Origin of the sequence: Chlamydia sp., assembly GCF_017472245.1 — a bacterium.
GTDB lineage: Bacteria > Chlamydiota > Chlamydiia > Chlamydiales > Chlamydiaceae > Chlamydia.
This window is the reverse complement of the sequence record NZ_JAFUQR010000002.1, coordinates 73,623-94,480: the sequence shown is the minus strand read 5'-3', so window position 1 is coordinate 94,480 and position 20,858 is coordinate 73,623. Positions and strand designations below refer to the sequence as shown.

Sequence of the window (20,858 nt, the reverse complement as noted above, 5' to 3'; positions counted from 1 at the left end):
CAAGTGTTTTTTAAGCATCTACTACCATAGGGCGAACATCAAGCCCCAGACCTTGCATTTCTTTAATCAAAACATTGAACGACTCAGGCGTTCCAGAACGAAGTAGGTTTTCCCCTTTAACGATCGATTCATAGATACGAGTTCTTCCAGAAACATCGTCAGACTTCACAGTCAAAATCTCCTGCAACATATGAGCTACCCCATATGCTTCCAAAGCCCAAACCTCCATTTCTCCGAATCTTTGTCCTCCCATTTGCGCTTTACCTCCAAGAGGTTGCTGCGTAACGAGAGAATAAGGTCCTATAGAACGAGCATGAATCTTGTCTGCAATTAGGTGACTTAACTTCAACATATAGATGTATCCAACAACGACCTTACTATCGAAGCGCTCTCCAGTTTTACCATCGAAAAGATAAGATTTACCATCTTCGGGTAATCCTTGCTCTATCATCATATCCCAAATACGCGACTCAGGAAATCCTTCAAAGACAGGCGTTTTAACGTAAATACCCGCGGTTTTCGCTGCATACCCCAAATGAGTCTCTAAAACTTGCCCAAGATTCATCCGAGAAGGCACCCCTAATGGATTCAAGATCATTTGTACAGTTTCGCCATTCGCTAAGAAAGGCATATCCGCTTCTGGAACAATCTTGGAAACCACGCCTTTATTTCCATGGCGTCCCGCCATTTTATCTCCAACTTGAAGTTTTCGCTTAGAGGCTACGTAGACCTTAACTTGACGAATTACTCCGTGATCTAAATCCGCATCCCCTTCTTTTATGTGCTCAGCTTCAGTCTTGTAATTTACTTCTAGACGTTGGACTGCAGTTTCATAATTTGAAAGAATATCCTTCAAAACATCATACATATCACAAGGAGCCATCAACAAATCAACTAGAGACTCTTTTTCTAAAAGCTCAATTGTTTCTTGATCAAAAACAGCTCCTTCTTGAACTAAAATATCTGCAGAACGACGATGAACAATAGCCGCAGGAGCTTTTTCATTAAGTAATAAAGCCCCTAATTTCTCTCTGTGCTCTACTTTTAACTGAGCAAGCTGACTTTTATACTCTTTCTGTAAATCTTTAAGATGTACAGCTTCTTCAACAAGCTCATCATCGCTTTTAGACAAACGATCCTTTCTACTGAATACCTTAACATCCATCACGACACCCTCTGTGCCAGGAGGAACCGTTAAAGAAGCATCTTTTACGTCTGCTGCTTTTTCTCCGAAAATAGCCCGTAATAAACGCTCCTCAGGTGCTAATTCAGTTTCAGATTTAGGAGTAATCTTCCCAACAAGAATATCCCCGGGTTTAACTTCTGCCCCAATACGAACAATCCCGTCTTCTCCTAAATTTGCTAAAACCTCTTCAGAAACATTGGGAATATCTCTAGTAATCTCTTCTTTACCTAACTTGGTATCTCGAGCCGTTAATTCAAACTCTTCTATGTAAATAGAAGTATACGCATCTTGCTTGATCAATTTTTCTGAGATGATGATCGCATCCTCAAAATTGTAACCATACCAAGGCATAAAAGCTACGAGCACGTTTTTACCGAGAGCAAGCTCTCCTTTATCCGTAGCAGGCCCATCAGCTAAAACATCCCCATGCGTAACCACATCACCAACAGAACACAATGGCGTTTGGTTAATGCAGGTTCCTGAATTAGATCTTAAGAATTTTTTAAGCTGATATCTATCCTTAAGGGTCGGATTATTTTTCTTAGCAACGACGATCTCATAACTATCGACGTACTCAACCACTCCATCTTCTTGAGCGACAACAATTGCACCAGAGTCTTTAGCAGCACGACCTTCCAATCCAGTTCCGACGATAGCTGCTTCAGTTTTCAATAATGGCACAGCCTGACGTTGCATGTTCGATCCCATAAGAGCCCGGTTGGCGTCATCATGCTCTAAAAATGGAATCAGCCCCGTTACAACAGAAACTAACTGTTTAGGAGAAACATCCATATGCGTGACTGTACTCGTATCTGCCTCGAAAGCTTCCCCTTTGTACCGAGCCCAACATACAGGATTCTTAAACATATTGTATTCATCTAACTCTGCAGACGCCTGAGCGATGACACAGTCTTCCTCAACATCAGCTGTCATGTATTCAATTTCATCCGTCACAATACCGTCACGAACTACTCGATACGGAGTTTCAATAAACCCAAACTCATTAATTTTAGCGAAAGAAGATAAAGAAGTGATTAATCCAATATTTGGTCCTTCTGGAGTTTCAATTGGACAAATTCTACCATAATGACTTGAATGAACGTCTCGAACCTCAAACCCAGCTCGCTCTCTATTCAATCCTCCAGGTCCTAACGCTGATAGGCGTCGCTTATGCGTTAATTCCGCAACAGGATTCGTCTGATCCATGAATTGAGATAACTGTGAACGGCTAAAGAAATCTTTTAATACGCTTACTAACCCCTTCGCCGAAATAATCTTCCCTGGAGTCAATGTATCAGAAGAAAAATCAAAAAGATTCATTCTTTCTCGAACAATTTTCTCCATTCTTGCCAATCCAGAACGACAATGATTCTGAATTAACTCTCCAACAGAACGAACTCGTCGATTAGCCAAATGATCAATATCATCAATAGAAGTCTTTTCATCACCCATTCGCAAACGAATCAAGTATTTCAAAGCTCCGATAACATCTTCTTTTCTCAAAGTCACTTGAGATAAGGTTTGATCATCTAAAGAAAATCCTAATTTTTTATTTAACTTATAGCGACCAACACGTCCTAAGTTATAACGCTTCGGATCAAAGAACAAGCGCATGATCGTAGAACGAGCGTTTGCTAAAGTTGCAGGCTCTCCCGGACGTAATCTACGATAAAAATCTTTTAGAGCCGCTTCATAAGAATCTGCGGGATCTTTGGCAAGCATCTTAATGATCGGATGATTTTCATCTGCACCAACAGCAATTTTTAAAGACTGTACTCCTGCATCCAAAATACGTTTTAGCATAGCCGTGCTGAGCTTTTCTCCAGCCTTACCGTAAACTAACGAAGAATCCGCATCAACAACATTATCCGCCAGTACTTTACCAACTAAAACGACGAAATCTTTCTCTGATCGTAATAAACGCTCTTCTACAGGGAAAAATTCTTCAATAATGTTTGCATCTGTTGAATAGCCCAGAGCTCGAATGAACGTCATAGCTAGAATCTTTCTACGACGTTTTTTTCTATCAATGTGAATGTATATAAGATCATTGATGTCGAAAACAGCTTCTAACCAACTTCCCCGATAAGGAATGATTCTGAAAGAAAACAAAACATTCCCTTTGGAATGTTTCTCTTGCTCAAAATTAATCCCCGGAGAACGGTGAACTTGAGAAACGACAACTCTCTCCGCTCCGTTAATAATAAAGGTCCCTTTATCAGTCATAATAGGAATAGTTCCCATATAGACTTCTTCTTCTTTGATACCCGTTTCATCCGTCAAACGGAAACGAACTTTCAAAGTAACGCTATATGTGATTCCCCGACGAATACATTCTTCTGGAGAATATTTCGGAACTCCTAAGTTATAGGAGAGATATTCCAAAATCGTAGCTTCATTGTAAGATTTAATAGGGAAAATTTCTCTGAAGACTTCTTCTAAACCAATGTTTTCTCGCTCTTCAGCTAGCTTCCCGACTTGAAGAAACTGCTTATACGACTTGATTTGAACTTCGACAAGATTAGGAAGATCTAAAATATCTTCTTTCTTTTTGACGCTGACCCGCTCCGGGCACTTGAACATGCGAGCTCTCCTAAGACTTTAAGACTTTTGGCAATACTATTCTTTCATTCAGCCCCTATCTAATCCTTAAATAGACGTACAATAGACGCTTTCCTTTTAGAGCAAAAAAGAATCAATCCACTACTAAAAAGTTAGATAGTCTCAGATACATTCGCCCATCCGATAAATATTATCGCCTTGATTCCACTAAGAAAAAACCATTGCAACAGAAACACTCTGCTTGCCATGCTAAACACTAAAAAAATTAAGTCCTGACGGATCTGTTAAGATATACCGAGAACTCTTTTTTACCTAGCTACTGTGCAGCTAAACGAAAAGAGAAGCTTGCAACAATCAAGCATTCTCTTTCCCATAACATTTTACAGCCCTTTAGCAACAGCTTTAGCACCGGCTTCTTGTAGCTTCTTAACAGTGTCTTCTGCATCACTTTTAGAAGTTTTTTCTTTAACAGTCTTAGGCAATCCTTCGGTCATTTCCTTAGCTTCTTTCAAAGCCAATCCTGTAACTTCTCTAACAACTTTCAAAACACTGATTTTTTTATCAGCAGGAACATCTTCCAGAATTACAGCAAACTCCGTAGACTCTGCAGCAGCAGGAGCATCACCAGCACCAGCAGCAGCACCAGCAATAGCTACTACAGGAGCAGCAGCAGTGACGTCCCATTTCTCTTCCAATAATTTTTTAAGCTGAGACAATTCAAGCACCGTCAAGCCGCTCAAATGTTCTACTAAAGTTTCCAAACTTTCTGTTGTCACTTTGTCACCCTTATTTTTTAGAATGTTAACACTACTCTTGAGTTTTTTCTGCTTTCTGGTCGACACAAGAAATAACACCAGAAAGAACCGAATTCATGATTCCTACAACTTGAGACATAGGAGCCGCAATCAATCCAGCTATTTGTTGTCTGAGCTCTTTCATAGAAGGCAATTTAGCAACAGCTTCGATTTCTTGTCCTGACAAAGAAGCATTGTCTATTCTTCCTGCAAGAAAAACCAAAGAATCATTATGCTGTTTATTAAAATCCAATACCTGCTTTGCAGCAGACACTGGATCGCCATAAGCAAACACAACTCCAAGGTGACCCTCGCTGTCTTCTGGACCCATCTCCACTCCAGAAGACTCCAAAGCTTTAAAAAATATCTTCTTTTTCAAAACTTCAAACTCAGCAGAGACTCCGGAAAGATTATTTCTAAAGCTTCTAGAACGCGCAGCAGTGAAACCCAGATATCTCAACAAAATAAAACCCTGAGAAGCAGTTATCTTTTCCTCAACCTCGCGAAGAAGCAATTTTTTCTCTTCTTTCATTCTTCCTCTTCAAACTTAGAATTACAATGCAATCAACTCCCTAGTATCCACGGTAACACCTGGTCCCATGGTCGAGGAAATAGTGAAATTAACTAAATATTGTCCCTTTGCAGTTGCTGGCTTAGCCTTAATTAAAGCAGCACACAAGGCCTCTACATTTTCTTTGATTTGCGCACTACCGAAAGAAAGCTTCGCAACTCCTACATTGCACACGCCCGCTCGATCAGCTTTAAACTCAATTTTACCTTTTCGCAACTCTGAAATAGCTCTAACTACATCGGTTGTCACAGTACCAGCTTTTGGCGTAGGCATTAAATTCCTAGGCCCTAAAATTTTTCCAAGCTTACCAACTTCTCTCATCATATCGGGAGTAGCAACAGCAACATCAAAATCAACCCACCCCCCTTTGATTTTTTCTACTAAATCGTCACTACCAACGAAGTCTGCTCCAGCCTCAATAGCTTCTGCTGCCTTATCTCCTGCGGCAAAAACTAAAATTCGCAACACTTTACCGGTACCATGAGGCAACGAAACCGAACCTCGAATTTGCTGATCGCCTTTTCTAGGATCGATTCCTAATTTAACAGAAACATCAACCGTTTGATCAAAACGCACAGCAGGACACTGTTTTAAAATATCTATCGCTTCACCTAAAGAGTACGATCTTGCGAAATCGTAACTCTCTCGAATACCACGAATGCGTTTTCCTTGCTTTGTCATAATTATGCAGCTCTTTAACTAATTACTCTACATCTACACCCATACTACGGGCAGTCCCCTCAACCATTCTTTCAGCAGATTCCAAAAGAACAATATCCATATCTTTCATCTTTTGCTCAGCAATCGCCGTTATTTGTGCTCGAGACAACTTACCAACTTTATTTCTGTTAGGAATTTTAGACCCAGATTCTAGGCCTAAAGCTTTTTTAATTAATGAAGAAACAGGAGGCTGTTTCATCACAAAAGAAAAAGTCTTATCTGAATATACAGTGATTACAACAGGAAGTAAATCACCCGGACGATCCTGAGTTGCCGCGTTGAACTCTTTGCAAAAACCCATAATATTTACTCCTGCAGCACCCAAAGCAGGACCAATTGGTGGAGCGGGGTTAGCTTTCCCTCCAGGGATTTGCAATTTAATAATTTTAATAATTTTTTTATTCGACATATTCAACCCTACTCAGCCTTAGCACTCCTCTCAATAACGAGGGAAAAACGAAAAAGTTAAATTATAAGAACATAGAGAATAAGAATACACAGAATTTCTTATTCTTATTCACTTTCTTGCCCCGGCAAGACTTCTTCTACCTGCCAAAATTCTAAATCATCAACACGAGTCTCTCTTCCAAAAATGGAAACCATAACGCTAAGTCGTCCTTTGTCGTGAAATACCTCTGAAACAATTCCAACAAAGTTAACAAAAACTCCGTCATTAATTTTAACTCGCGACCCTACTTCAAATTTATGCTTCTGAACAATTCCAGATTTCTTCTCTTCTAAATCTGCTAAAATATTTTTTACTTCTTCTTCAGACAGAGCTACAGGAACGCCCCCTCCCAAAAATTCAACTACACCTTGCGTCTTTTTTACATATGACCAAGATTCGTCCGTTAAATGCATTTTAATTAGGAGGTATCCCGGCCAAATATACTTCTCAACAACTTTGTGCTCACCTTTTTTTACTTCCATAACGTTTTCGGAAGGAAGAATAATCTGCTGAATAAAATCAGCCATTCCTGAAGCTTCTTTAAAATCTTCTAAAGATTTTTTTACCTTCTTTTCTTGAGCCGTAAAAACTTGGACGACATACCATTTAAACATGAATTAACCAAAGAAAAAGCTTGTTACTTTACCCAATAATGAAAGAAATTTCCGAAGAGCCAAATCTACACAATAGATGGAAAATCCAAAGCCGAAAATACTTACCAAAATAATTTTGACATATCTTCTAAGATCTCGCTTACTTACCCACTCAATCTTTTTAATTTCTTCAATAAAACTGCCTGCAAAAGCCGCTTGCTTTTTTGCTGAAGACACTTTTTTAAGAAATTTTCTTCGGCGATCCTGCCCCATAAATGAATTCTTCTTTCAGTTATCTAATACGAGTGCGGAGGGATTCGAACCCCCGACCGGCGGCTTTGGAGGCCACTGCTCTACCATCTAAGCTACACACCCAAAGGCAAGGCTGCATAAACGCCTTGCCAACACATTACTTACACATTTATGCAATGATTTTAGAAATAGTTCCAGCGCCAATTGTACGACCGCCTTCTCGAATGGCAAATCTCATTCCTTCTTCCAAAGCCACAGGACTAATTAATTGCACTTCAAACTCGACATTATCTCCAGGCATAACCATTTCAACTCCTTCAGGCAAAGTTACAACACCTGTAACGTCTGTAGTACGGAAGAAGAACTGAGGTCTATATCCCGTGAAGAAAGGCTTGTGACGACCGCCCTCTTCCTTTTGCAAAACGTAAACAGCACACTTAAATTGTGTATGAGGTTTAACACTGTTTGGCAAACAAACGACCATTCCTCTTTCAACGTCATTTTTACCAATACCCCTAAGGAGCAATCCGACGTTTTCTCCTGCACGACCTTCAGGAAGCTCTTTTCTGAACATTTCAACCCCTGTAACGATCGTATCTTTAGTATCTCTAAGACCAACTAACTGAACTTTATCGGAAACCTTAACAATTCCACGTTCAATACGTCCAGTTACTACTGTTCCTCGTCCAGAAATAGAAAATACATCCTCAATAGGCATTAAGAAAGGCTTATCAATTTCTCTTTCTGGAGTTGGGATATTATCATCGACAGCTTGCATTAGCTCTCGAACCTTCTCTATGTATGCAGGATCTCCTTCTAAAGCTTTCAAAGCAGAACCTCTGATAATTGGACATCCCTTATATCCTTTTTCTTCAAGAAGCTCGGCCAACTCCATTTCAACTAAATCAACGAGCTCAGCATCTTCTTCGGAAATCATATCAATTTTATTGAGGAAAACAACGATGTAAGGAACACCCACTTGTCTTGCCAAAAGAATGTGCTCTTTAGTCTGAGGCATTGCTCCATCTGTCGCAGAAACAACCAAAATGGCCCCATCCATTTGAGCAGCACCGGTGATCATATTCTTGACGTAATCGGCGTGACCAGGACAATCCACGTGAGCATAGTGGCGATTAGGAGTTTCGTACTCAACGTGGGAAGCGTTAATCGTAATACCACGAGCTTTTTCTTCAGGAGTGTTGTCAATAGAGCTATAATCACGAAAATCAGCCAACCCATCTCCAGACAACGCACGCGTAATAGCAGCTGTCAACGTAGTCTTACCATGGTCAACGTGTCCAATGGTCCCTATGTTGATATGAGGCTTATTACGTTGAAAAGTTTCTTTTGACATCTCAAAAATCCTCAAATTAAAAATTAGTTTGCTACCGATATCTTTTGCCCAGAATAGGAATTGAACCTACGACCACTTGCTTACCATGCAAGTGCTCTACCACTGAGCTACCTGGGCCTATACGTAAAAAGAGGAAGCAACCTAATCAACAGCGCATTTCCCGTGTTAAACCTTCAACCAGCCCTAACATTCGTTTTAACCTCGCCTCAGTCGCAAACAAAAGTTGTGCAAGACATAACTGAGGACACCCCCGGCTTCGACACGAGCATAGTAACTTCAGATACAGATTATTATCAAGCTTTCCCCCTCAAAACTGCGCGACTTTATTCGAAGGACAGCAAAACACCCTCTAACGATGTCTGTAGACAACTCGCGCTTTTGTCAAATCATAAGTGGACATTTCAACAGTTACACGATCTCCAACTAGAAGACGGATATTGCTCATACGCATTTTACCGCACAAATGCGCAGTAATGGGGACCCCGTTCTCCAACATTACCTTGAAATGCATACCAGGAAGCAGCTCTTCCACCTTACCTTCTAGAACGATCGTATCTTCTTTTTTTGCCATTCCTAAAAAAACCTAAAAAATATTCTATCTCTTTATTCCAAGTTTAAAATAAAAAAACAGGCCTAAGCCCCTACAAAGCCACAAACCTGTCATTCTCCGGGAACTCGAGGGAGCGATTATATCGACTGAGCAGAAAATGTCAAACAACTTGTCAAAAAACGCAAAGGGAAGTATCCTCTCCTCTTTGCGCACGCTAAAACAAATAATATTTTTATTTGTTTACAATCAAAAACCTTAAGCTTTAGACTGAGCCGTTTAGACTCAACATTTGCAAGGCCCCTCGTCCTCCGAATAAGAAGCTTAATTTCTTTTTTGAGACGTTCTGAGATACTCCAGTTAATCCTGTCTAAAGATCTTTTATTGCGCTTTAAAAAGTAGATAGGCCATGGTCAAAACCGTTTTACCTGTTGCTCCTCATAGTGCTCTACCCCTACCCCCTCCTGAGGATCTTTGTTGCAACACTGCTAACACCGTTGTTGCAGAAACCCCAACAGCTTCAACCTCTTCGCTTGCTGCTTTGTCTACACTTGTTCCAGAGCCAATTCAGAATCAAAATCGATTACGCGCAGTAATTCATACTATCGGAGACTTTTTACAAAGAAATTGGAAATACCTTCTTCTGTATATCCTTGCCTGGTCTCTAATTTTGATTTGCCATAGTTCTGTTGCTGTAGTTTTGAGTATTTGGCTAGGAATAGGATTTGGAGCCGGGGTTGTTCTCGGTATTATTTCCGCTAACTTTTTGGATAAACACAATAAACATCCCCATCTAAATAGCTTATGGAATATCACTAACCATGGGTTACAACAATTAGATCCCAATGGTACGAGACAATTTCTTCTTGCTACAATCATTGCATCGATTTCAGCCCTTATCTATGCATCGCCTCACGCTATAGGCTTCATTATTGGAGCATTTTTAGGAAATCAAACTAGTATCTTAGCAGCCTATGGACGTCGTTTCAAAGCAGGGCCTGGATATGTAGCTGACCGGGACCTTTTTAATAAGCAAGAAAAACAGATTCGGAGAGCTATTCTACAATGCCAGTTAGTTCGTAATCAAATGATCTTACAAAAGCGTCTAGATATACTACAGAGACGCTCTCATAACCAGACTAAAACAATAATAATACGTCCTCTTACGGACCGTATTTCCATTCCAGGAGATATGGGGAACGATATTTTATACAACAAATCCAAAACAGCAATCACTATACTCAACCACAAGATTGCCCAGCTAAAACAATCGCTTGCTCATCTCTATGATTGTCCAACACGAGTTATTGAACGATGATATTAACAATCCCTTCTGAACATAAAACTTGTCTAGAAAAACAAGAAAAAGCTCTGACCCTTCTTTTTCCAGAAAATTTCATTAAGGACACCTTTTATAAACAGCTTTTGCAAATCGGACTCTCAGCAAAACCTTTCCCGAAAGAATTTTTAACAAAAGAGAATTTGGTTTTAGGCTGCCAAAGTGATCTTTATCTTCATAGTGAGTTCAGAAATGATGCACTATTCTTCTTTACCTATACTGAAGCTTTAATCTCTTCTGGTATTGCGGTGCTATTCTCTGATATTTACTCCGGAGAAACTCCTGAAACAATTTTGACCTGCAAACCACTATTTTTTGAAAAATTAAGCAAACATCTATCTATGGGACGATCTCGTGGAGGAGAATCTCTGTTTCTAAGAATGCAACGTATAGCTGTTCAATACCTGACTCGAAAAACTAAATAAAAAAAAAATAGCCAATGACTCCCATTGGCTATCTTTCTGTGTCCATAAGAATATTAGTTTCTTCGATGAGAATTTCTTACTAAGCGGAATGCAGTATACAGAAAGTATAATAGCATGACTCCACACCAGATCATACGTATGGTATTGAGAACTCGAGCAACACTTCCACTTTCAATATCCGCGTTCCTTATTCCCATTATTTGAGGGTAAATATCTCTTACAGTACTGTTAATACCGTTAGAGCATCCATTAGTCGTATTTGCAATTGCCGTAATGTTATGAGAAGAAGATTGAGATATAGTATTATTGCAAGAAAATGTTCGGCATTCTTCAGACAGTCTTAAATTAAACCCATCTAATCCCACAAACATTAGCTGTACTAGACCCCCACAAATTACGGATATCAGTTCTACAGAAAGCCCAAAAGCCGTATGATGTCTGGAATTGTATCGCCCTCTCCGACCACTTCTAACCAAAGCCATATTTCCTTGATTCGATGAAGCAATCCTCTCTCTTTCTTCTCTCCACATAGATGGAGTCATGATTCTCATTCCTAATCCTACAACCGCATCCCACAATCTAGGGAAATTTCTTGATGCAAGATCTAATATAATTACAGGTGTGAGAGTAGATTCTAGCCATAAAAGCGCGTTTCTTGTACAGCTAGTTTGCGGATCATTTTGAATCAATAAGTTTATCGTTACTCCATAGCAGACACTTAACTCAACCATTCCAATTAACCCTCCCCAAGAGGAGAATAGTCTTGCAAGCATCCTAAACAAACGTAAACGGTGAGCTCTGTCAGAACGATTAGTACACAAAAGAAAAATTTCTGAAGAAACCCCACCAATATAAGAAGCTGTAAATCCAGCATCGAACGCATCCAGTACACTCATTGATTGCGGAGAATACGAATATGCTGCCTTCGTTGCAGTTAGAGCATGTCTAAATAGAGAAGTTAACAAAAGAATCAATCGTACAGCAGGCACAGGGAAAGGATTTCCAGAGCGCACAGAAGATCTCATATCCTCATTCAAAGCAGCTGTTAAACGAGTAAAAGCACGACTTTCTTCAGAAGAAACTACTCTAACCACCTGTAAATTAGGAGAATGGAGATTTTCTCCTGCAGGAAGATTCTCTATCATCAAAGAATCTAAACCGGCGGCATTCATGAATTCCATACGCAAAGCAAGTTCAAAACAAGCGTCTCCAACTTGAGGGATAATACCTTGTGTATATGGAGAAAATGGAATACAAGAAACACACCCTTCCTGCCTAGCAGCTAAATATCCATTTATATCCAACAACCTTCCACAACTACCAGGACTCATATAGAAGTATCTATTCGAAATAGTGGAAACAAAAAACGACGGATTGATTCCAACAACTCGAATACGTAAACAGTGAGGAGACCAGGAAAATAGCTGAAGAGCTCTCTCTACAAACAACCCTCCGTCCCCATAATAAATCTGCAGAAAGACTTTTGCTTCTTCTTGTAAAAAAAATTTGTACCACGTTCTTAATAAGGCGCGTACAGTTGAGTGATTGGCTGAGATCTGACAACAATTTGATAAACCTAATCCTCTAGCGAGCATACTACAAGCTCTTCCACCTGCATTAGGGATAGCAACCACAGGTCGATGCAGCATCTCACTCAACTGGAGACTTTCTCCCCAAACACTACGCGGAGATAACCCGCTTGCATTAACATATCCTACTTCAACACATGGAATTTGATTACTATCCTCATCATCATCAAAATCACAAATACGCACTCCAGCACGAACATCCTCAAAAGCATTAAAACTACAATCTACAGTTTCTACAGCTGAGGAAGAACCACTATCACCCTCTCCTACAACCATTACATTCACATGTTCTGCGGTAACCTGAGCCTGTACGGAAGACGTGTTTGTAGATTCTTCTCCCCCCACCGAAGAACTCTGACCAATCGACCCAGCAGAGTACTCTTCGTCACTACACATACGTAAACAAGTCTCTTCTTTGTTATTATTGGAACATGGATCAGGCATAACTTCTCCTTAAATACACCCCTTTTTTTAAAATTTCTTCGACAATTACTAAAAATTTTTCTAAGTGATACAACTGCACCGCACCAACTACAGGGATTAGGCCCAAAAAAAAAGCTCTTTGCCAGACCCTCTAGGTCTAACAAAGAGCTTCTCACGCTATTTACGGACTATTGATCCCTTCTCTGTTTAACCTCCTGCGGCCCAACCCCTAATAATAGAAAACCAACGTTTGGTAACAGAATGCATTGCCTTAGAGAAAATGACTTCACACGAAGCCATCATTCGCGCATAAACACACCCGAAGAACTGCTTCTGCAGACCCAACTCTAAAATCAAAGAAAGAATGTTTTTATAGTTGAATGTGTTCATATATGTTTTTCAATGTAAAAACTTCAGTTTATTCTTTTTAAAGAAAAAACGCAAGAGATTTTGCGCAATTTAATTACGTAAAAATTCACATATTATTCAATAAATATTCTACATTAATTAAATCACACTCAAAAACAATAGAATAAAACCACTCTACACGCTTGCTGAAGGTTCTTTTTTACCTTTTTTAACAAACATCTGTAAAATAAAAATTAACGATATCGCAGCACCAAAAGCAAACAAGAAAAAGTTCAGAACAATATCAACTTTTTAGAAATTGGGGTAGAGGGGGAGGCTGTGATAAAACTGAATCGTCTCAAATAGAGGTTATTCTATTCTATAAAGCTTTCCTCTTGTCAAACATTAACTGCTTGTGATAAGCTCTCCTATTGTTGTTCTGGGGCAATAGCTCAGCGGTTAGAGCTGCGGACTCATAACCCGTAGGTCCCTGGTTCAAATCCAGGTTGCCCCACATTTGTTGGACTCGTCTCTTCCTTTATGAAGCTAAGGTGTCAAAACGGAAAGTTCTTTAACAGAATCTATCAACTTTTGCATCAAAGCAATATCTTTTCGCAGAAGACCCGGTCTCTCAACTCCAGAGGATACATCGATCCCTTTAGGATTTAGAAGTCGTACAGCTTCTTTGATATTAAAAAAATTTACTCCTCCTCCCAACATCCAGTTATCGTGTTGAAATGGAGAAAATGCCTTCCAATCAAAAGGCCGCCCCCTCTCTCCTCCAATATGATCGTAAACTACTGTAACAGCTTTATTCATCGAAGGAATTATCGCAGATGGTTGTCCATTGGAATGTACAAACACAACATAAAAAATAGAAAAAAGCTCGCGCAACTGAGTAAATTTGCATACAATATCCCGCCCGGATAACTGAATGCTAGAAATCCCTATTGTCTCTGCAATTGACAGAATTTCTTCCACTGAGCGATTAGGGAATACTCCTACAGGCTCAGCTCCACCATCACGTATTGCTTCTACAATATACTTTGCAGTTTCTTCAGTAACGCATCTTCGAGAATCCTTAGAGAAAATCATTCCGACATAATCAGCCCCAGCTTTGGCAGCTTCTCGTGCGTCATCAGGATGTGTAACACCACAGATTTTCACCTTCATATAAGGAAAAGGCCTAAAACCAATTGTTAAAATAATGTTTCAAAGAAAAACAAGACAAAGCAACCAGCATGTCTAAGAGATTTATACCAAAGCAATAGAAATAAATCGGATAAAAAGCGTTCCTTGCAAGAAATCAAATATTCCGCTTTGATCTATTTTACAAAACGAGTGTACAGGTTTTCAAGAATTTCATGCTTACAAATAAAGAAATCCATACAACTACAGAACAGTTTCCAACATGGGCAGACCTTCTCTCCTCTAAATCACCAAGACGGTTTATTTTTGGGAATTGGAAAATGAACAAAACTTTTTCCGAAACCCAATCTTTTTTAAAAAATTTTATCTCTTGTAAGACCTTTTCTAATTCAAAAATTACTGTAGGGATTATCCCTCCTTTTACAGTCTTGATGGCTTGTCAACAAGTATTAAAAAGCTCTCACATCCTTTTGGGAGCCCAAACTGTCCACGAAGAAAATTCGGGGGCTTTTACAGGTGAAATTTCAGCTCCTATGCTCAAAGATATTGGAGTAGACTTTGTTCTCATTGGCCATTCTGAAAGAAGACATATCTTCCATGAGCAAAATCATATACTCGCAAAAAAAATGCTCGCAGCGATTAACAATAACGTCATTCCAGTTCTTTGCATTGGGGAAACCCTTAAAGAACAGGAATCTGGAGCAACTCAGGATGTTTTATCGGAACAATTAACCACAGGATTATCTGATTTCCCTAAACAGGCCCCTTTTATTCTAGCATACGAACCTGTCTGGGCTATTGGCACAGGAAAAGCAGCTAATCCTGAAAAGGTTCAAGAAATTCATGCCTTTTGTAGAAAAACCGTCTCGAATCTTGTTTCCAAAGATTCTGCAAAACATATTCCTATTCTTTATGGAGGCTCTGTAAAAGCAGATAATGCTCGCTATCTTTCTCGCTGCCCCGATATTAATGGTCTTTTAGTTGGAGGGGCCTCTTTATCTTCTGAAAGTTTTCTTGCGATCATAGAACAATTTGGTATCTCATAAATCAATATAACCCATGTCAGTATCATCTCCTCCTGTAGAAGTCTCTGTTCTCACAGACTCAATCAAAAATCTTTTAGAAACCAATTTTTTGCGAGTGGTGGTTAAAGGAGAACTAAGCAACGTTTCTCTACAAACAAGCGGCCATTTATATTTTGCCATTAAGGATAGCAAAGCTGTGCTCAATGGTGCTTTTTTTCATTTTCGAAATAAATATTTCGATCGCAAACCTAAAAATGGAGACTATGTCATCCTCCATGGAAAGCTTACCGTTTATGCACCCAGAGGACAGTACCAAATCGTAGCCCATGCTCTTATTTTCTCAGGAGAAGGTAACTTATTACAACAATTCGAAGAACGAAAACAACGTCTTGCTGCAGAAGGATATTTTAACCCTAGTCTAAAGCAACAACTCCCCCCAGGAGCCCGAACCATAGGCGTAATCACTAGCCCTACAGGAGCAGTAATTCAAGATATTTTACGCGTTCTTTCTCGCCGCTGTCATCAATTCCAAATGATCCTTTATCCGGTTACCGTCCAAGGCTTCACAGCCGCTCAAGAAATTTCTCGAGCTATTCAAGCTTTTAATCAACAAGATATGGGCGTTGATGTCCTTATTATCGCTAGAGGTGGCGGCAGTATAGAAGACCTGTGGGCTTTCAATGAAGAAATTTTAGTCAAAGCTGTCGCACAAAGTTCGATTCCTATTATTTCTGCTGTTGGACATGAAACCGATTTCACTCTTTGCGACTTTGCTGCTGATGTACGTGCTCCTACTCCTTCGGCAGCAGCAGAAATTGTCTGTAAAAGTAGTGAACAATACCACCAAGAACTTCAAAACCTACTTCACTATGTTTCCTCTCACGCAAGGCAATTTATCGAAGCTAAGAAGAATCTGCTAATCTATTGGCAAAAACGTCTGGTAACAGCCGATTTTTATCAAACAGCGCAACAAACCTTAGATTACGCTCACCAAGCTCTAGAGAAAGCTATAGAAGCTAAACTTAACTATCACAAACAACTCCTGACACAATATAAACGTTGGTTAAGAAACGATACCTCAATCCGAATAAAGAAACATATATCCGACCTTTATCAAGCTTTGTCTCTTTCTATTAAAAATAAAATTTATGCAAAAAAAAACTCTTTGCAGTACCTCTATACTTCTTACTTAAAAAATGAATTAATTAATTTTCAGCACCGCACTCATCATTACCAAGTGGTTCTAAATCAATTTTCCCGAAGACTACATACCGCAATATTAAAATCACAACAAATGCATCAACAAGATCTTTCTCGTTTGCAAGCAGAGATTTCTTTTTCTACACAACATCTTCTAACTAAAGCAAAAGAACGCTGCCGAACTGTACAAGAACAGGTCGCTTCTTTAAATCCAAAAAATGTTTTAAAGCGAGGTTTTGCCCAGCTCTTTGACTTTAATAAACGCTCTGTTATCATCTCAGCGAAATCTATTAAACAAAGCGATCTTGTTCGGGTCTGCCTTCAAGACGGCGAAGCGATTTTATCAGTAAAAGAAATTTGGCTTAACAATGACGAAAAAAGCTAAAAGCGAGGAAAAAGTTCCTTTTGAAGACGCTATGAAGCGTTTAGAAGAGATTATAGATCTTATGAATCTGCCAACAACGTCTTTAGAAGCTTCTCTTGCTTTATATGAAGAGGCCGATCAGTTGATGCATGTATGCGAATCTCGTATTCAAGAAGTGGAAGCACGCATTAAACAGCTTTCCGAAAAACGGAGTGAATCGTAGCCACCCATGCAGGAAATGTCCGTTCTCGAAGAAAGTCATTTGGATGTCATTGTAGAACGTCTTTGCGTTCTAAGGAAGCAATTAGAAGGTTGCCTTTCCTTGGAAGCTACTTTAGCTATCTATGAGAAAATGTTCTTCCTTGTCCGTCAAGGAGAAGCAAACTTAAATCGTGTCGAGCAAAAATGTTTTCAATTACAGCTGGACTCCGATGGTTTCATTTCTAAAGATGCTTCAGGAGCTCCTATCAAGCATCCTTTTATTCTTGGCAAACCTGCATGATGAACTCTCTCATACAACGAATATCTTCTCCTCGAGATCTTCGCTCTTTATCCTTAGAGGAGCTCTCTCCTTTGTGCGATGAACTTCGCAATAAAATTATTACAAGTCTTTCTTTAACTGGAGGGCATTTAGCTTCCAATTTAGGGACTGTTGAGCTTACTGTCGCCTTGCATTACGTTTTTTTTTCTCCCGATGACCAATTCATTTTTGATGTCGGACATCAAGCTTATGTACATAAGTTATTAACGGGAAGGAATACAGAAGCTTTCGCTAACATACGGCATGATAACGGACTGAGTGGGTTTACCTGTCCCCACGAGTCCAACCACGACATATTTTTCTCCGGTCACGTAGGAAACGCTCTTTCTTTAGCTTTAGGGCTGGCTAAAGGGACACAAAAAAAATCTTCACATATTCTGCCCATTCTGGGGGATGCAGCCTTTTCTTGCGGGCTTACTTTGGAAGCTATAAATAACATCCCCCCAAACCTATCGAATTTCATTATTATCCTCAATGACAACCAGATGTCGATCTCCGAAAATGTAGGAAATATCCCCCAAAAAATCTCTCAATGGATGTATTCTCACAAATTCAACAGAGTATCGCAAAAAATTCTTTCTTGGTTCAAAGGCATTCCTGGTCTTTCCCATAAGATAGATATAGCTCTAAAATCCATCTCTCATCCTTTGTTCGAACACTTTGGTATTCGTTATCTAGGGCCTATCGATGGGCATAACGTCAAAAAACTTATTTCTACTCTACAAACAGTAAAAAACCTGCCTTATCCAGTCCTTTTACACGTATGCACTGTAAAAGGAAACGGCCTAAAAGAAGCTGAAAAAGATCCTATTCGTTACCACGGAGTGAAAGCACATTTTCAAGCTAATTCCTCTTGTAAACAAACGTATATTTCTGAAACAAAACTTCCTCTCTCCTTTCCCCAACATGTTGGCAACATCTTGTGTCAATTAGGGAACAAATATCCCCAACTACAGGTCGTAACTCCAGCTATGTCTCTAGGATCCTGCTTGGAAAATTTCCGCAAACAGTTTCCAGATCGGTTCACTGATGTAGGAGTAGCGGAAAGCCATGCTGTAACTTTTTCAGCAGGAATAGCCAAGAGCGGAGCTCCAGTATTCTGCTCTATTTACTCTACTTTTTTGCACAGAGCAATGGACAACGTGTTTCACGATGTCTGTATGCAAAAGCTTCCCGTAATCTTTGCTATTGACCGTGCAGGCTTAGCTTTCCATGATGGACAAAGCCATCATGGTATTTACGACTTGGGATTCTTGCGCTTAATGCCCGATATGGTGATTTGCCAACCGAGAAATGCTCTCATACTCAGACGGCTGTTCTCTTCCTCTTTGCTTTGGAAACGACCTTGTGCCATTCGATATCCGAATCTCCCGGCTATGGAAGAAAATTCTAATCATATTCTCCCTTTTCCTCCAATTTTCCCTGGAGAAGCCGAAATTCTTTGCACGGGAGAAGATCTATTGTTAATCGCACTTGGACATATGTGCAACACTGCTTTGACTGTCCAAAAACACCTTCTTAAATATGGAATTTCGGCAACTGTCATTGACCCAATTTTTATAAAACCATTAGATGAGAAACTTCTGCAATCCCAACTTGTCCAACATTCGAAAGTAGTAATCTTAGAAGAACATTCTCTTCGTGGAGGGTTAGCTACTGAATTTCTGCTTTTCTTGGCCAGCCATAACCTCAAAGCCGATGTTCTCACATTAGGGGTTTCTGATATATTTGTCCCTCATGGCGATCCAGAGACCATTTTAAAATCAATAGGGCTAACTAGTGACTGTATTATCAAAAAAATTCTTTCTTATTTCAATTTTTCTGTACAAATTCCTGTTGAACACTTGTTTAAAGCCTAGCCTTCTAATCATTTCAAATATTTTGTATGGTTGAAGGCATCGTTCATTTCGGATATTCTGAGGAAATATTCCACACACTAATATTGGAATCCTGCTCTATGATCTCAAGAACAAAAATTATTTGTACAATAGGACCTGCAACAAATACTCCAGAAATGCTACGAAAACTTCTGGATGCTGGCATGAATGTAGCTCGACTCAATTTCAGTCACGGAACTCACGAAAGCCATGGACGGACTATTGATATTCTTAAAGAAATTCGAGAAGAACGACAAGCTCCTTTAGCCATCATGTTGGATACAAAAGGACCAGAAATTCGTCTAGGCCAGGTAGAGTCTCCTATAAAAGTCAGCCCTGGCGAACGCCTTACTCTAACTAGTAAAGAAATTCTTGGATCTAAAGAAGCTGGAGTTACACTTTATCCAAGCTGTGTATTCCCTTATATTCAAGAACGTGCTCCTATCCTTATTGATGACGGCTATATCCAAGCTGTAGTTGTTACTGCTCAAGATAATTTAGTCGAAATTGAGTTTCAAAACTCAGGGGAAATAAAATCTAATAAATCGCTTAGCATTAAGGATATTGACATAGCCCTCCCCTTCATGACAGAAAAGGACATCGCAGACCTAAAATTTGGAATAGAACAAGATCTTGATCTCATTGCAGCTTCTTTCGTCCGATGCAGTGAAGACATTCATAGTATGCGTAAAATTTTAGAAAACTTTGGTCAGGCCAATATGCCAATCATTGCTAAAATAGAGAATCACCTGGGGGTACAAAATTTCCAGGAAATCGCTCAAGCTGCGGATGGTATTATGATTGCTCGGGGGGATCTCGGTATCGAGCTATCTATAGTAGAAGTGCCTGGCTTACAAAAATTTATGGCTCGCGTGTCAAGGGAAACGGGTCGTTTTTGTATCACAGCGACGCAGATGTTGGAATCTATGATCCGAAATCCTCTTCCCACACGTGCAGAAGTCTCCGATGTGGCTAACGCTATTTATGACGGCACTTCAGCCGTCATGCTATCAGGAGAAACAGCTTCAGGAGCTCACCCTGCGGAAGCAGTAAAAACCATGCGCTCCATTATCCAAGAGACAGAAAAAACTTTTGATTATAATGCCCTTCTTCAACTCAATGACAAAAATAGCGCTCTCAAAGTCTCTCCTTATCTTGAAGCTATAGGTTTTGCTGGAATTCAAATAGCAGAGAGAGCTGCTGCCAAGGCGATTATTGTGTATACACAAACGGGAGGCTCTCCCATGTTTTTATCTAAGTATCGTCCTTATCTCCCCATTATTGCTGTTACTCCTGACCGCCATGTATATTACCGTTTAGCTGTGGAATGGGGTGTCTATCCTATGTTAACACTAGAATCCAATCGTGCTGTCTGGCGTCATCAAGCCTGTGTTTATGGTGTAGAGAAAGGCATTCTTTCGAATTATGACAAAATCCTTGTCTTTAGCAGAGGAGCTGGTATGCAAGATACTAATAATCTAACATTGACTACAGTCAATGATGTCCTATCCCCATCCTTTGAAGGAATCTCATAATAAGTTTTTAATCTAC

19 protein-coding genes, 3 tRNA genes and 1 pseudogene are annotated in these 20,858 nt (G+C 39.7%); 9 read left to right on the top strand and 14 right to left on the bottom strand.

Annotated elements, in window-relative coordinates; translation table 11 throughout:
* Nucleotides 1-10 precede the first annotated feature (10 nt).
* The 11 genes from rpoB to infA form a co-directional block, all read right to left on the bottom strand.
* Nucleotides 11-3,769 carry a DNA-directed RNA polymerase subunit beta gene (gene rpoB / locus IJ490_RS00500; protein ID WP_291891303.1) on the bottom strand — a complete coding sequence of 1,253 codons (3,759 nt, stop codon included), beginning with the start codon at nt 3,767-3,769 and terminating at the stop codon, nt 11-13.
* 359 nt (nt 3,770-4,128) lie between these two features.
* A complete protein-coding gene (gene rplL / locus IJ490_RS00495) occupies nt 4,129-4,524 on the bottom strand; it encodes a 50S ribosomal protein L7/L12 (protein WP_291891301.1) in 396 nt (131 codons plus the stop codon).
* 31 nt (nt 4,525-4,555) lie between these two features.
* A complete protein-coding gene (gene rplJ, locus IJ490_RS00490; RefSeq protein ID WP_291891299.1) occupies nt 4,556-5,074 on the bottom strand; it encodes a 50S ribosomal protein L10 in 519 nt (172 codons plus the stop codon).
* Between the two features lie 21 nt (nt 5,075-5,095).
* Nucleotides 5,096-5,794 (bottom strand): 50S ribosomal protein L1, encoded by a 699-nt coding sequence (rplA, locus tag IJ490_RS00485; protein WP_291891297.1) that lies wholly within the window; start codon nt 5,792-5,794, stop codon nt 5,096-5,098.
* 22 nt (nt 5,795-5,816) lie between these two features.
* Nucleotides 5,817-6,242: a 50S ribosomal protein L11 gene (rplK, locus tag IJ490_RS00480; protein WP_291891294.1), complete on the bottom strand. Its 426-nt coding sequence runs from the start codon at nt 6,240-6,242 to the stop codon at nt 5,817-5,819.
* Between the two features lie 104 nt (nt 6,243-6,346).
* Nucleotides 6,347-6,895, bottom strand: a complete 549-nt coding sequence (gene nusG / locus IJ490_RS00475) for a transcription termination/antitermination protein NusG (RefSeq protein WP_291891292.1) — start codon at nt 6,893-6,895, stop codon at nt 6,347-6,349.
* Between the two features lie 3 nt (nt 6,896-6,898).
* The gene (gene secE / locus IJ490_RS00470) at nt 6,899-7,147 is read right to left on the bottom strand and encodes a preprotein translocase subunit SecE (protein WP_291891290.1); all 249 of its coding nucleotides are present in this window, start codon (nt 7,145-7,147) and stop codon (nt 6,899-6,901) included.
* A 29-nt stretch (nt 7,148-7,176) separates the two neighbouring features.
* Nucleotides 7,177-7,249 (bottom strand) — tRNA-Trp (locus IJ490_RS00465).
* A gap of 46 nt (nt 7,250-7,295) precedes the next feature.
* Nucleotides 7,296-8,480: an elongation factor Tu gene (tuf, locus tag IJ490_RS00460; protein WP_291891288.1), complete on the bottom strand. Its 1,185-nt coding sequence runs from the start codon at nt 8,478-8,480 to the stop codon at nt 7,296-7,298.
* 45 nt (nt 8,481-8,525) lie between these two features.
* Nucleotides 8,526-8,597, bottom strand: a tRNA-Thr gene (locus tag IJ490_RS00455).
* 232 nt (nt 8,598-8,829) lie between these two features.
* Nucleotides 8,830-9,051: a translation initiation factor IF-1 gene (infA, locus tag IJ490_RS00450; RefSeq protein WP_291891286.1), complete on the bottom strand. Its 222-nt coding sequence runs from the start codon at nt 9,049-9,051 to the stop codon at nt 8,830-8,832.
* A 514-nt stretch (nt 9,052-9,565) separates the two neighbouring features.
* Here infA and IJ490_RS00445 point away from each other — a divergent pair.
* Both IJ490_RS00445 and IJ490_RS00440 read left to right on the top strand, forming a co-directional pair.
* A pseudogene (locus IJ490_RS00445) lies at nt 9,566-10,345 on the top strand (hypothetical protein); the annotation flags it as partial.
* A complete protein-coding gene (locus IJ490_RS00440) occupies nt 10,342-10,791 on the top strand; it encodes a SufE family protein (RefSeq protein ID WP_291891284.1) in 450 nt (149 codons plus the stop codon). The pseudogene IJ490_RS00445 and the gene IJ490_RS00440, both read left to right, overlap by 4 nt.
* A 53-nt stretch (nt 10,792-10,844) precedes the next feature.
* Here IJ490_RS00440 and IJ490_RS00435 read toward each other — a convergent pair whose 3' ends face one another.
* Both IJ490_RS00435 and IJ490_RS00430 read right to left on the bottom strand, forming a co-directional pair.
* On the bottom strand, nt 10,845-12,824 hold the full coding sequence (locus tag IJ490_RS00435) for a DUF687 family protein (protein ID WP_291891282.1): 1,980 nt from the start codon (nt 12,822-12,824) through the stop codon (nt 10,845-10,847).
* Nucleotides 12,825-13,010: 186 nt separating this feature from the next.
* Complete coding sequence (locus IJ490_RS00430) at nt 13,011-13,193, bottom strand: hypothetical protein (protein ID WP_291891280.1); 183 nt, start codon at nt 13,191-13,193, stop codon at nt 13,011-13,013.
* 399 nt (nt 13,194-13,592) lie between these two features.
* On the opposite strand from IJ490_RS00430, the gene IJ490_RS00425 reads away from it, so the two are divergent.
* Nucleotides 13,593-13,665, top strand: a tRNA-Ile gene (locus tag IJ490_RS00425).
* A gap of 32 nt (nt 13,666-13,697) precedes the next feature.
* Here the strand turns inward: IJ490_RS00425 and IJ490_RS00420 are convergent.
* The gene (locus IJ490_RS00420) at nt 13,698-14,324 is read right to left on the bottom strand and encodes a phosphoribosylanthranilate isomerase (protein ID WP_291891278.1); all 627 of its coding nucleotides are present in this window, start codon (nt 14,322-14,324) and stop codon (nt 13,698-13,700) included.
* Between the two features lie 191 nt (nt 14,325-14,515).
* Here IJ490_RS00420 and tpiA point away from each other — a divergent pair, with 191 nt between their 5' ends.
* The 6 genes from tpiA (at nt 14,516) to pyk (ending at nt 20,842) form a co-directional block, all read left to right on the top strand.
* Complete coding sequence (tpiA, locus tag IJ490_RS00415) at nt 14,516-15,346, top strand: triose-phosphate isomerase (RefSeq protein WP_291891276.1); 831 nt, start codon at nt 14,516-14,518, stop codon at nt 15,344-15,346.
* Between the two features lie 13 nt (nt 15,347-15,359).
* Nucleotides 15,360-16,910: an exodeoxyribonuclease VII large subunit gene (xseA, locus tag IJ490_RS00410; RefSeq protein ID WP_291891274.1), complete on the top strand. Its 1,551-nt coding sequence runs from the start codon at nt 15,360-15,362 to the stop codon at nt 16,908-16,910.
* Nucleotides 16,894-17,112, top strand: coding sequence for an exodeoxyribonuclease VII small subunit (locus IJ490_RS00405; RefSeq protein ID WP_291891272.1), 219 nt, complete (start codon nt 16,894-16,896; stop codon nt 17,110-17,112). The genes xseA and IJ490_RS00405 overlap by 17 nt, the downstream gene beginning before the upstream one ends.
* A gap of 6 nt (nt 17,113-17,118) precedes the next feature.
* On the top strand, nt 17,119-17,391 hold the full coding sequence (locus IJ490_RS00400) for a hypothetical protein (RefSeq protein ID WP_365820936.1): 273 nt from the start codon (nt 17,119-17,121) through the stop codon (nt 17,389-17,391).
* Nucleotides 17,388-19,289, top strand: coding sequence for a 1-deoxy-D-xylulose-5-phosphate synthase (locus IJ490_RS00395; RefSeq protein ID WP_291891268.1), 1,902 nt, complete (start codon nt 17,388-17,390; stop codon nt 19,287-19,289). The genes IJ490_RS00400 and IJ490_RS00395 overlap by 4 nt, the downstream gene beginning before the upstream one ends.
* A gap of 98 nt (nt 19,290-19,387) precedes the next feature.
* Nucleotides 19,388-20,842, top strand: a complete 1,455-nt coding sequence (pyk, locus tag IJ490_RS00390) for a pyruvate kinase (protein ID WP_291891835.1) — start codon at nt 19,388-19,390, stop codon at nt 20,840-20,842.
* Nucleotides 20,843-20,858 lie beyond the last annotated feature (16 nt).